General features: G+C 44.4%; 13 protein-coding genes. 1 reads left to right on the top strand and 12 read right to left on the bottom strand.

From position 1 onward, the window contains the following. Positions 1 to 5: 5 nt before the first annotated feature. The 3 genes from ACVC9U_RS17990 to ACVC9U_RS18000 all read right to left on the bottom strand — a co-directional run bounded on the left by ACVC9U_RS17990 (position 6) and on the right by ACVC9U_RS18000 (position 3,796). Positions 6 to 833 (bottom strand): PPC domain-containing protein, encoded by an 828-nt coding sequence (locus tag ACVC9U_RS17990; protein ID WP_075753691.1) that lies wholly within the window; start codon positions 831 to 833, stop codon positions 6 to 8. Positions 834 to 944: 111 nt separating this feature from the next. Next, complete coding sequence (locus ACVC9U_RS17995; protein WP_075753689.1) at positions 945 to 2,159, bottom strand: serpin family protein; 1,215 nt, start codon at positions 2,157 to 2,159, stop codon at positions 945 to 947. 125 nt (positions 2,160 to 2,284) lie between these two features. After that, the gene (locus tag ACVC9U_RS18000; RefSeq protein ID WP_075753687.1) at positions 2,285 to 3,796 is read right to left on the bottom strand and encodes a class I adenylate-forming enzyme family protein; all 1,512 of its coding nucleotides are present in this window, start codon (positions 3,794 to 3,796) and stop codon (positions 2,285 to 2,287) included. A 277-nt stretch (positions 3,797 to 4,073) separates the two neighbouring features. Here ACVC9U_RS18000 and ACVC9U_RS18005 point away from each other — a divergent pair, with 277 nt between their 5' ends. Then, positions 4,074 to 4,493, top strand: coding sequence for a MarR family winged helix-turn-helix transcriptional regulator (locus tag ACVC9U_RS18005; protein WP_075754035.1), 420 nt, complete (start codon positions 4,074 to 4,076; stop codon positions 4,491 to 4,493). Positions 4,494 to 4,528: 35 nt separating this feature from the next. On the opposite strand, the gene ACVC9U_RS18010 is transcribed toward ACVC9U_RS18005, so the two are convergent. From ACVC9U_RS18010 to ACVC9U_RS18050, 9 genes are all read right to left on the bottom strand, one after another. Then, positions 4,529 to 5,440, bottom strand: coding sequence for a macrolide 2'-phosphotransferase (locus ACVC9U_RS18010; RefSeq protein ID WP_059230730.1), 912 nt, complete (start codon positions 5,438 to 5,440; stop codon positions 4,529 to 4,531). A gap of 419 nt (positions 5,441 to 5,859) precedes the next feature. Beyond that, positions 5,860 to 7,032, bottom strand: a complete 1,173-nt coding sequence (locus ACVC9U_RS18015; RefSeq protein WP_149169563.1) for a DUF4885 domain-containing protein — start codon at positions 7,030 to 7,032, stop codon at positions 5,860 to 5,862. Between the two features lie 150 nt (positions 7,033 to 7,182). Further along, complete coding sequence (locus ACVC9U_RS18020; RefSeq protein ID WP_020450009.1) at positions 7,183 to 8,256, bottom strand: DUF3900 domain-containing protein; 1,074 nt, start codon at positions 8,254 to 8,256, stop codon at positions 7,183 to 7,185. Positions 8,257 to 8,352: 96 nt separating this feature from the next. After that, positions 8,353 to 9,051: an ABC transporter permease gene (locus ACVC9U_RS18025; protein ID WP_023857763.1), complete on the bottom strand. Its 699-nt coding sequence runs from the start codon at positions 9,049 to 9,051 to the stop codon at positions 8,353 to 8,355. A 15-nt stretch (positions 9,052 to 9,066) separates the two neighbouring features. Beyond that, a complete protein-coding gene (locus tag ACVC9U_RS18030) occupies positions 9,067 to 9,750 on the bottom strand; it encodes an ABC transporter permease (RefSeq protein WP_026580469.1) in 684 nt (227 codons plus the stop codon). After that, positions 9,744 to 10,688 carry an ABC transporter ATP-binding protein gene (locus ACVC9U_RS18035; RefSeq protein WP_025810825.1) on the bottom strand — a complete coding sequence of 315 codons (945 nt, stop codon included), beginning with the start codon at positions 10,686 to 10,688 and terminating at the stop codon, positions 9,744 to 9,746. Before ACVC9U_RS18035 ends, ACVC9U_RS18030 begins: the two co-directional genes overlap by 7 nt. 94 nt (positions 10,689 to 10,782) lie before the next feature. Then, on the bottom strand, positions 10,783 to 11,718 hold the full coding sequence (locus tag ACVC9U_RS18040) for a HAMP domain-containing histidine kinase (RefSeq protein ID WP_023857761.1): 936 nt from the start codon (positions 11,716 to 11,718) through the stop codon (positions 10,783 to 10,785). 1 nt (position 11,719) lies between these two features. Next, complete coding sequence (locus ACVC9U_RS18045) at positions 11,720 to 12,400, bottom strand: response regulator transcription factor (protein ID WP_095323705.1); 681 nt, start codon at positions 12,398 to 12,400, stop codon at positions 11,720 to 11,722. A 252-nt stretch (positions 12,401 to 12,652) separates the two neighbouring features. Further along, a complete protein-coding gene (locus ACVC9U_RS18050) occupies positions 12,653 to 13,006 on the bottom strand; it encodes a hypothetical protein (RefSeq protein ID WP_081303478.1) in 354 nt (117 codons plus the stop codon). Positions 13,007 to 13,008: the final 2 nt, after the last annotated feature.

A 13,008-nucleotide genomic window follows, 5' to 3' on the forward strand; every position in this document is an offset into this window, starting at 1 on the left:
TCTGTTTACCAGCCGTGTGTTGAATCGTATTGATAATTGATCTTCAACTGCGGCGATCTCCATGTTGAACTGCTCCAAGCGAGCGAATAGTATCTCACATTCCATGTCGTTTTGACCGGAAGCGCAAGTTCAGGCTTTAGATCCGGAAACAGTGTGCCGCCGGAAACTGATGTGTGCCAAACGCCTTCATCCTTGTTCAGAACTTCCCTGTAAGTGTGTCCAAGGCTCGGAGAAATGGTTCCCTCGGCGGAAACGCTTTTCACAGTCGCTCCTTCGGGAATGGCCGAGACATTGGCAAGATTGACGGCGGCAACCGGAGAAACGACTCCCTGTCCCGGGCTTGAGATGGCTGATGGAGACAAATTCGCCGTATAAGCACCGCTCTTCATTCTGTCGATAAATTCAAGTCTGTAAAATCCCCAACCGTCATATGAACCGTCTTTAGACATAACGACCGCAATGTATCGGCCTGTCTCCGGAACATCCAAGCGGATGATTTCATTTTGGTTTCCCGTTCTTTCAGAAGATCCTACTGCAGGATAGCCGTAAGCATCTTTAAATAAGTAAAGGTCATAATCTGTATTTGCCGGGATGTTCTTTAGGTGAATGGCAAGCTGTTCTCCCTTTGTCGCGTAAAATTTATAATAATCTTTATCGCTTTCGCTGTGAATCGTCGCCGAAATCGTCTTGTATTTCCACAACCCTAAATCATAAGCCTCAGCGAAAGAATTGTTGGGTTCATACTCATCTTCGTAAACATTTGCCGAAGCCGAAAATGCTGGAACCGCCATCAAAAACACACTGAACACGAACAGAAACAAACTTTTTTTCATTTGTCCTTGCCTCCCGTTTATTCATCACCATAAAGGAACTCCCTTCCTAATATCGGTAATAAAACTGGAAGTTTAATGATATTTAATCAAATTATAGAATTTTTAACAGGTTTAATCATCCGCCGGCTCTGCCACACTGCCCACAAAAAGGATCATTCCGGATGTTTCATCAACAATCGCAAAATAAAACGGGCGGTCTGCAGTCATCGTCACTTCAGGGACGGGAGCTGATTCGATGATTTCAACCGCTGTTGCCGCGGATGCTTCGGTACCCGCTTCATCCACTTTGATAAATGTTTTATGTCTGACTTTATCAATTTGAGCGGCACCATGTCCGGAAAACATATTTGAAAAATCCGCGCTGCTAAACACGGTTTTCATTCCAAGCCGTTTAAGCGGTTCATTTAACATATAGTCTGTTTGAAATGAAAAGCGCGGCAGCTTGAGCTCAACCTGTTTCACCGTCCAGTCCTTTTGCAGGGTGCGCCATTGATCATACGTCATGCCAGCCATAAGCTGTTCAAGATTTGCCGCTTTTTTCGGCAGAAAAACAGCTAATGACAGACCTTCGTCTTGAAAGGGAAGCTTGACGGCTTGAAAATGTTTGTTTTCCAGATAAGGAAAGCGGTTTGTCTGCGTCATCATGGGGTGTTTTTTTGCGGAGCCGTCCGCTGAATAAAATGGCTGTTCCGCTGTCATGTGAGGATCAAATGGATGCTTCCAGCTTTCTTTAAAATAGACGGCATTGATGATGTAGGCAATCGTATTCGACGAGACTTTGTCAACGATCTGATCGATGCGGTCTTTCGTTTTCTTTTTGACCCAGCCGTTGATTTCTTCTGCTGCCCGATTTGGATCATCATGAAGCTGATAGGCGTCGCCAAGGCCTTTGATCGCGTCTTGAAAGCTTTCTTTCAGCTCCCTTTTGGACCATATCGAATTGGCCGACGAAAATTCGCCGTGAGGCAGCGTTTCTAGCGAACGGTTCACAGATTGTGACATCCTGTTGATCGATGCCATATCTGTCTGGTTGAGGTTTAAAGTGCCGAGCAGCTCCTTTCTGCTGTCTCCCGCGGCACCGTTTGCCGTCATTACAAGCGCCTGGTGAATACTGTAAGGCGAGAGGAAGATGTTTTTCCGGCTCCCTTCCTCTTTTATCATGTCTTGAAACAATGCAAGCGCAAACCGCTGTTCAGCTTCAGATAACGAGGCGTCCGTTTTTTGCGCGGATCTGACGGGCGGGGGATCGGCCTCCTTGTGCACTCCGCATCCGGTCAGCAATAAAAGACCGGTCCATATCACCATCGCACTCCATTTCGATTTCAATTGTCAACACCTCCTACTGTTGTAGTGGGTTTAGCATTGGAAAACGTTACAAAAAACGGCAGCCGGTGCAAGAAATCCGCAAAAAAAAGCTTATCCACTGCTGAATAAGCTTTCTGTTACTGCGCTCACTGTCCTTTGACAGCCAGTTCGCGCAGATCCTTTTTGACGATTTTGCCGAGCCTGTTTTTCGGAAGGCTGTCGGTAAAGACGATCTCAGGAATTTTATAGTCGGACAGGCGCTCTTTGCAATACGCGATAATGTCCTCCTTCTTGAGGCCGGAGCTTTCGTTTTTCACTACATACGCCCTCGGAACTTCCCCGTACATTTCATCCGGGACGCCGATGACGGCCGATTCAACGACTCCGGGCACTTGATCGATGATTTCCTCCACCTGGTCAGGATAAATGTTGTCGCCTCCGTAGACAATGACGTCTTTATACCGGCCGGTAATATATAAAAATCCGTCTTCATCAAGTTTGCCGGAGTCCCCCATATAAAACCAGCCGTCTTTCAGCACCTTTTGCGTGGCGGAAGGATTTTGGTAATACCCTTCAAAAACATACGGGCTTTTGACGACGACTTCTCCGACTTCGCCTCTTGGCAGCTCTTCATGTGTATCAGGGTCTTCGATTTTTATGCTGACTTGCGGAATCGGCTTGCCGGCTGAATTGACTTTATCCCAGCCCATGTCAGGCCGCCATACGCTGACCGTCCATGCTTCTGTGCTGCCATACCCCTGCACCATCAGGATTCCCATGTCATTGTACTCCTTAATCAGCCGCGCCGGCACCTTGGTGCCGCCGGAGACAAGCATTTTCACTGATGACAGGTCGAATGGATGTCTTTTCATTTCCTCCAGCATGTAAGTGTAGACGGAAGGAAACGCCATCATCATATGAATGCGTTTCTTCTCGATCTCCTGCAGGATTTCAAACGGTTCGGGATCCCATAAGAAATGAAGGCCAATTCCTTCAAAAGCCGCCTGAAAAACATGGTTGAGCGAGCTCATATGATAAAGCGGATGGCTCGCTAAAAAGCGCGTGCCTTTCAGCTGTTTCGATTTCACGTTCACCTCTGTCAAGTATGCGGCCAGACTGCCGTGGTTGACCATGCAGCCTTTCGGATTTCCGGTCGTGCCCGAGGTGAACAGCATTAAAGCCAAATCATGCTCAGTCACCTGGTCGGCCTCCACCTCCAGCGGCCTGTTTTTAAATAAGCTCTCAAACTGTTCAGTCGTGTTCATTCCCGCACCCGCTTCAATCATCAGGCAGAACTGAAGCTGTTCGCGGAGCGGCGTTAGTATATCGGCAAATTCCAAGTCATAAAACATCACCTTCGGCCGGCAGTTGTTCAAGATTCCTTTTAATTCATACGATGTCAGCTGCCAGCTTAACGGCACGACTGTCGCCCCGATTTTAAGAGACGCCAGCAAAATGACGGGAAAATGATGATTATTTTTACATAAAACCGCGATGTGGTCTCCTTTTTGAACACCCTCCTCCAGCAGATAATGAGCCAGCTGGTTCACCCGTTGATGATACGCTTTGAACGTAAACGTTCGATCTCCTCCGGACAATGCTTCCAACCCATCTGACGTTTCCATATGATGATTGATTAATTGCTGAAGTGTACTCAAAATTTTCATCTCCAAATTTTCATTGTTTCTCACAAAACCTGGTGAGATTATGTGACGCACAAATTCATTCTAAAACAAAATATATCCATTGTAAAACTATTTCATAATAGAATTATTATCTTTATGAATTGATAATAAAAGAAATTAAATGGCTCATGTTAAAATTCATAAAATCGTTTTTTGCGGAGCATTCGCTTATGATAAAATGGACCTATGTTTGTTTGGTCAGCATGAAATGGCTGATCTACTACACGATGTCGGAAATGAGGAAACCTTCATGAATCACCATCGGATTGAAGCGAATCTATTGGATCATGCTTTCACGAAATATTTGCGGTCTTCAAAGAAATTGGACGAAGAAACGATTCCGAAAAGTATCACGAGCGGCAAAGGGTTTATTTTGCGTATCATTTACAGACACGGAACATGTACGATAAAGGAAATTTTACAGGAGGTCGCCCTGTCTCCATCAGCAACGACAACAGCTCTGAACCATTTGGAGAAAGAGGGCCTTGTGATCAGATCGAGAAATAACGATGACCGGCGCACCGTCTGGATCGAACTGTCGCAAGAAGGAACGAGGATCGCCGCACAAATGGTGGAAAACCGCCAGGCTTTGATCGACAAGCTCTTCGGCAAGTTGTCAGAAGAAGAAAAAAAGGTTTTTTTTGCTATGATTGAAAAAATTATGATGTGAAAACGGGCCGTCGATCGAAATCGACAGCCCTTTTTTTATTGTCTGACCCCAAGCGCGTCCAGCGCCATCTTCAAGTGCTCTTCTTGCTTTGTCTGCAGGGCGAACATGCCGATTTCAATGCCATAGGCGGCCTGCAATTCTGTAATATGCTCTTTCATCCGCGGCCAGACCCGGCCCCCTTCTTTTTCATAATAAGAGATGAGCCGGGCGGTTTCGGCTTCTCCTAAAATCGTCTCGTATAATAGAAAATCTTTTGCCGGGTCGGCGATTTTCGCTTCCGTCCAATCCAACAGCCCAGTTATGCTCTGATGCTGGTCAATTAAAATATGCGGGGGATGCAAGTCGCCGTGGATAAACGCAGTATGTTCAGGCCAATACGAGTCGTCGGACAGCCACTTTTGCCATCTTTCCCAGAGCTCGCCGCTAACCCCGAGCTCTCTTTTGATCTGTTCCATCTGCTCTGCTTTTGACCGCCTGACGCCATCCGGATTCATCACATGCATGCCCGCTTCTTCTGCGGCTTTATGATCAATGCTGTGCAATAGCGCGAGCGTTTTCGCCAATGACTTGACAAAGGCTTCAGCCGGAGGCTCATGATCCATGTTCCATACGTAATTCTTCACCTCCATGTCAATGACCGCGGCAGGAACCCCCGGAAGCTCCGGATATGCAATCAGTTCGGGAGTATGAATGCGCCAATCCGGCACAGCGGCGGGAAGATGGTTTTGCAGCAGCTTCAGCACTTTCCCTTCATACACTGCTCTTTCAATCACATCGTTGCGCCGCGGTTTTCTCAACACCCATCTCTTGCCTGCTTCATCTTCGGCAAAGACGACTTGAAAATCCATGCCGGACTCGTTGATTTCCGCATGCTTTCGTTTCAGCCGAAGGCCGTGTTTTTCCGCAAGTTTTAATATTTGTTCAATTTGTTCATTTACAATTGTCATATACGATTTTCCCCTTTACTGAAGGTTTTTAATAAAAAAAAAGCACAGGTCGTCTGCCTGCGCTGGAAAGTAAACGGAAAAAGATATGACAAATAAACTTGAAGGCAAGCTTCAGATCAGCTATTTTTAAAGGCAAAAAAAGAGGCGCTGGAATCCGCGCCTCTCCCTCTGTTATTGCATAAAGGGTCCCCTAAAAACAGGCAGACTGATCCCGATTACCCTGCACACAGGCAGAGACTTTGTTCACGATTTAGTTAGCGAGGACAAAGTTCAATCGGAATCTGATGTATGCCATTTGGGAAATCCCTCCGTTCTTTAAAGTTATCCTTATTTTAACAGGTGGCAGGGTGACCCGCAACGCAAAATTCAATTATTAAGAAAATCAACCTGATAGAGGAAACCCATATGTTCCTGCCTAACTAATAATTAACACCCGTTCGGCGCTTTAATTCTCTTAGCCAAGCCGTATCCCCGGTTCCATAGCTTTTCTTTTGCCCTGTATCCCGCAAAGATCCGTTGCTGTAGTCAATAGATAAGATAAAATCCGGAACAGAATCATATCCGGCTTCTGCAAGTCTGTTCAGCTCTGCTCCATAATGAGCGATTGCGAAATGAGCCGTTTTCTTTTGGACAGGGTCCTTCTCCAGCTCTTCTTTATACACATCTAACAAATCACGGCCGTCAGGTGTTACATATCGGCCATCAACCACTTCCAAGTCCTTCAGGTGATAGCCTGTCACCTCATATATCTCGCGAACCGTGTGATATTTTTGCTGCGCTTCTTTGGAATATTGGGCTGAATCGCTGCTCAAGCTTTTCATGATATGCAGAAATAACTGTTTGCTGTTTTCTCCTGATTGCAATATATGTTCAAGTTGATGGATGAGCTGCTCATCATCTGTTCCGCTCACTTTTACTTGATAATCAATCGGTGAAATTGTAAAGGTGAGCGCCGTATCCGCAGGAATGGCAATATGATATTGATCCAGCAGCGCTTGAAGCTGTTTGTTGACTTGGCTGCGCTGATATATTTTCTCATTCTCCGCCTCTACTTCCCCATTAAAATTCACATTTCGAAACGCGGCATCCTGCATATTATAGTTTTGCGCTTTTCCTTTGAACAGCCACTCAGTTTCATTGTCATATGCAGCTTGTCTTTCTGCTGCCGACAGGTCATTTCTGAAATAAGGGGAATTGGAATTTTTGTATTTATCCTTAATATAGCCTAAAGGATCAGGTTTCGTTTTGTTCATTGCATTGATTTTGCTGTATTTTTCATCTAAGATTTTTTTCCTGATATCACTTTCTGACTCATAGGGGTTTTGGGCATTGATCTTCGTTTCTTCCACAGTTTGATCATTTGCTGCTTTGTATGCCCGCCTGAAAGCTTCGGCATGATTCACAATACTGTCCTTTGAGTAGTTCAGCTTACTCAAACTTTCCTTCGATGGTCTTCCCGCTTGACTGCTGGCCTTCTTCGCAAAGGCAGTGATATCGGAAGAGACATTTTTTACAGTTGTATCAGCCGCATTCCTTTTCAACATATTCTGAATCATCAGCTGTGTACGGATGTATTGACGATTGAGACGCATTGGGTACCTCTCCTCAATTCTTTCTATAATCCCTATATCGGCTTGATTATGTTTATATTAACCTTATTAAACAGTAATTTACATAGCACCCTCATCAATTTTGATGAAAAATCAAAAGGCATCCGAAAAAACGGATGCCATTCCTTATTTCTAATCTTCCCTGTCACTTTTATTCCGTATCCGCTCAATCACCTCATGCAGTCCCTCAGGTTTATAAAATTCCACCGGAGAACTGCCCTTTTCAAAGGAAATCGTCTCGGCTTCTATCAGCGCGACATAGCGCCCGTTTACCTTGGCAAGGTGGATCGAATCTCCGAATTCAGCCAGCAGTCCTTTAATCTCGGTTGCTCCCAGCTTCATTTTCAGCTCTGCCTCAGGCATATGCTCAACGATCTGGGCGGAGGCTTCGATGACTTGATGGGTGTCGAGGCGTTCCTGAATCTCCCGCTTTTCGCTCGCTTCCCAGATTTCGAGATCATGTTCAAACTGCTGGAGTTCTTCGCTTTTGTCTTCAAATGCTTCGTACACATGCTCCTGCACCATGTTCATCACTTGGGACTTCATGATTTCCGGCATCGACTCGCCGTACTCGACGAATTTTAAGAAGTCTTCAAAGTAGCGGGCGTGCGAGGCCTGGTGGATTTTCACTTCGCTTTCCTCTGTCATGCCCTCTTCAGGCATGTGCGGATACTGGATCGATTTCATGTTTTTCGTCGTGATCGCCATTTCGACCTTGCGGATCAGCGATGATTCATCGGCGATCGAAGCGACCTTCGGTTCAAAGTCGCACTTCATGACAAAGACAAATGTATCATCGAAGTATTTGCGCGGTACGGCTGTCGCCACCAAAAAAACGCCTCCCCTGACGGCGCTCGTGTCGAGGTATGTGCGGACGAACTGTTCGCTCAGCTCATTGAATTCTTCCTTTGTCTCCGCCAGTTTTGTTTTGTGAAACAGATTGTAGTTCGGATTAGAATCAAGCTCATGCCCCGGCTCTGTGATGAAGCGGCCGATTTTCGTCGGCACCTGCTCTGATTTCGGATGGCGTTCGGCTTTCCGCTTCACGATTTTTTTCAATTCCCCGTCTAAGAAATCCTTCAGTTCGCTGGTTTCAAATTCCTCTGTATCCAGCGTCTGAAAATGTTTATATTGCTTGTTGGCCTGCTCATCCTTGCCGTCGACCTGAATGACGTAAAAAGAAATATAGCGAATTTCAAATTCCATGACATGTTCACCCGTTTTCCTTGTTGTTTCAGTTCTTCAAGTATAGGTAAATGCCTGGAATCCGTCAATTTGCACCTTCACTATATAATTGATCCATTATAATACATCTTCCCGGTCAATTTTTCGGATCGACCAAAACGCAATAACAATCCCGATTACAGCCAATGAAACAGGAATATAAATAATAGATGCAATTGAGAATCCAGGACTTTGCTGACCGATCAGCGCAATCAAAATGCAGGATGTCACAATAGTGGCAGGAACGGATTGTTTGCGCATCCCAAAGTATAATGGAATAAAACTCAACCCTGTCGAAGAAGCAGCGTAAATGAGCATACTGCCAATCTCATTTCCAATGGCTTGCAGCGTCAGTTTTTCCGGGCTGAATTGATAGATATCATTGAGCTGCGAGAAAATAAACGCAAGAATCAGTTCGGACACGATCATTGTCAAGAAGGTCAATCCGCCGGTGAGCAGCAGTTTTGCGGCGATCAGTTTTTTTCGGCTGACCGGATATGTAAACATGACCGTGATGGTTCTGTTTTTATACTCTCCGATGATCAGTTTGGCAATCAGCACGCCTGCAAAGACAATAAACACAGACCTTACAAAAGTTCCGAGAAGCAGCAGCGTGGATCCCGCGTCAGCCATCGCCATTTGGTCTTGAGTAAGATTTTTTTCCTCCGATCCGATCAGGCACAAAAAACCGAGTATACATAGATTTGCAATCACTGCACCTTTGTAATACCACCCTAGTTTCGTTTTTTTAAACTCCAATTTAATTAAATTCAGCATTGAACTTCAACTCCGTTAAAATACATCTATTTTTTCGATCCGCCTTACTGCCAAAAAGGAAAAAATCAGACCGACAGCGGCCAGAGATAAAGGAATATAAACAATTGAAGAAATGGAAAAGTCCGGGCTTGTGGAACTGATCAACATGCTGATCACGACAGACGAAATGATCGTTGCCGCAGCGGAGTGCTTCCGCATTCCGAAAAAGATGGGCACTAAACTCGTTCCTGCGGCGCCAAAAGCAAAAACGATCATTTTCAGAGCCTGCTGAGAAACCATAGAAGCTGTTAATTCGCCGGGGATGACCCCATAGATTGAATTCAGCAGAAAAAAAGCAGCGGCAACGCATGCATTTGATATCAATATCGTAATGAAAGTCAGCCCGGCTGCGATCAGCAGTTTAGCAGCCAGCAGTTTTTTTCGGTTGATCGGGTACGTAAACATCACAAGTATTGTCTTGTTTTTAAACTCTGAAATGATTAATTTTGAAATCAGCACGGCTCCGAAAATGATAAAAACCGCTCTGACGAAAGTGCCGATCACAAGAAATGTTTCATCAATCGTTTGGAACGTATCCTTGCCTTCTGTGAAGGTCACCATCCACAGAAAACCGAGGATGATAAAATTGGCAAAGGCGGCTCCGCGTACATACCAGCCAAGCTTCATCTTTTTCATTTCGATTTTCAATAAATTCAGCAAGCATCTCCGCCTCCTTGTGCGCTGGCCGCATTGCCGTTGATTAAGCTGAGGAAGTAGTCCTCAAGCGAAGTATGCTTTTTATTCATGGACTCAATTTCTATATCATTTAAAATCAGAGCTTTAGAAATGGCTGTTTGAGAAGCTTCGGCATCATAAATTCGGATCGTTTTATCATTTAGTATTTTAAAATTAGCAATCTGAAGCTCATGTTCAAGCACAAAGCAAGCCCGCAATTGATTCGGGGTCACGAGTTCAATGTACTCTGTGTTCCGGCCTCTTACGCTTTCCATCGATACTTCTTCAACAAGCCTGCCGTCCCGAATCACTCCGATTGTATCTGCAATCTGCTCTACTTCGTTCAGGATATGGCTTGAGATGAGCAATGTCATTCCATATTCTTTGCTCAATACTTGAAATAAGTTTCTGATTTCTTTAATCCCGATGGGATCAAGGCCATTAATCGGTTCATCTAAGATGAGCAAGTCGGGTTTGGTAAGAATGGCACGCGCTATTCCAAGACGCTGCTTCATACCAAGCGAGAATGTTTTGACAGGTTTGCTGTCGATATTTTTTAAATTCACCATGTCCAGCACTTCCTGAATCTTGGCTTTATTGTGATATCCCATATACTCACAGTGCAGATTTAAATTTTCATTGGCTGTCAGATTTTCATAAAAAATCGGGTATTCGATCATGCTGCCTATTTTGCCGAGAATCTCGTATGATTGATTTGTCAGCTTATGCCCGAGAATATTGATTTCCCCGCTTGTCGGTTTTACGAGGCTCGTCAGCATCTTCATGACGGTCGTTTTCCCGGCTCCGTTCGGGCCGAGAAAACCGTATATTTCTCCCTTTCGTATATGCATGCTTACATTTGACACAACTTCTTGACCTTTGAATGTCTTGGTAAGCCCGCTTGTTTGTACGATGTAAGTCAACTCTGTTTCCCCTTTCCTGTCTTTGCTATGTGTCTATTGTAGCGATGGACGCTGTCTTTTTTATTTCTTGTTTCTTAAGAAATTCTTACGTTTGCTAATAGGTCATTCGTTTTAGCGTGATGGAAAACGCTGTCCGTTCATACGGCTTGCTTTGGAGAGAGATGCCCCCTCCCATTTTCTCAATGAGCCTTTTTGTAATTGTTAAGCCGAGCCCGCTTCCCTGGAACGCTTTATTTCTCGATTCCTCAAGGGTGTACAGCCTTTCGAACACCCGCTGCTGATCATACTCGCCAATCCCTTTCCCACGGTCCCAAACCGTAATAACAATCTGCGTGTCATCATATGTAAGGGACAATCCGATCAGCTTTCCATCTGCACCATATTGAATCGCATTTGATAAAAGGTTTTGCAGAACCCGGTCAAGCGCTTCTTCATTTCCATGTGCATAAACCGGGGTATCCGGGATGTCGATGACAGCTTTAAAACCTTTTGCCTGAACGGCATCATAGTGTTGGAGAATGTTTTTTCTGCATATTTCGTTGATATGTATTTTCGTGAGCAGTATTTGCTTATCTTCTGATTCGAGTTTGGCCAAGTCGAAGAAAGAATTCATCAGCTGAATGATTTCGCCTGTTTTTTGATAAAGTTTTTCCAGCAGCCTTTCACGCTCTTCTTCCGCCATATCCGAGTCATTTTGAATCGCCTCGATATATCCGAGCACAACAGTCAGCGGGGTTTTCAGATCATGGGACATATTGGTCAGCATTCGTTTCATTGACTGCTCCGTTTTTGCAAAGCGGGCTGTTATGCGTTGACGCTCCTCAACAAACAGGTTCATTTGCACGAGCAGATCCCGCAGTACTTTATCATCCGTTCCTAATAAAATTTGATCAGCCGCCTGCTCATTTAGCATCATACTGAGCTTTTCCGTGATGTACTTCAAGTTTTGGTCCCGCTGTTTTTTCATTTTATATTGAACGATATTGAGAGACGCCAAAATCATCAGCATGCCAATCCATAACATTGTCATGCTAAAACTCTCCTAATTTATAACCGATGCCCCAAAGCGTTTTAATATATTGCGGAGAGGAAGGATCATCCTCTATCTTTTCCCTCAAGCGCCTCATATGGACGTTAATAATATTTTGATCGCCAAAATAATCCTCATTCCAAACCGAACGATAGATTTGTTCTTTTGTGAATACTTTTTTAGGGTTTGTCACAAACAAGGTCAGCATCTTCCATTCCGTTGATGTCAGCTGAAGCGGTTCACCATTTTTTTGTACGGATACATTTTCTATATCAATCGTAAGCTCGTGAATACGTACTAGTTTTTGATTTGCCGGCTCACTGGCGGAATACTGCGTTGCGCGCCGAATGGCGGCTTTTATTCTTGCAGTCAGTTCGATCATCGAAAACGGCTTGGCAATATAATCATCCGCACCAAAACCCAGCCCCAGCGCTTTATCGACATCCCCGTCTTTTGCAGAAATCATTAAAACCGGGACCTTGCTCTGTTCACGGATCAATTTCAGAAAATCCATCCCGTTCAGTTTAGGAAGCATGATGTCGAGCAGAATCACATCATAATTGCCCTGCTGAAACAAGCGAACACCCTCTTCTCCGTCAAAAGCAAGCACGACCTCAAACCCTTCTTTTGTTAAATAATGATCGACCATTTCACTGATCGAATGATCATCTTCAATAAGCAATATGCGCTGCATCTTGTTCACCTATCCTTTTCAACATAAAAACACACGTGCAATTACACTCATTGTAATTGAAAAACGTGTGTTTTTTACAAAAATTATTTATATTTCTAGTTGAATCCTCTTGTAGCTTCCGGATCTATTGACTGATACCAATCTACTTTCCCACTAACACGGATCAAGTCACAGGCGCGGGGTTGTACAAACACAAGTCATTGGAACAAAAAAATGACCTCTGATGTCAGGGGTCATCTTTTATTGATCAAGGGGCTTATTCTTTTTATAGTAAAGTGTTACGTTTTGCTTCCGCAAAGTTTCAATCATGTCATGATAACTGTTTGCAAACTGCTCGTTGTCTGATTTCATCCGGGTGATGACGGTTTTGCGGTTTTCACTTTTGTGATCTAATTCTTCTTTAATTTTCGTGATCATCATACCTTTTTGCCCTTCGATTTCGCTTTTTAGCACTTTATCAAATTCTTTCAGTTCTTTTAAAACGCTTTTCAGCGGCGCGTTCAGCCGGGCCGCTTTATCCTTTGCTGAAATACTGCTTAAAAACATATATGTCGCTGAAACTGTTTCAGTTTCCTCCAATAACGATTTTACCATCT

It is taken from the genome of Bacillus sp. GM2, from assembly GCF_056155945.1.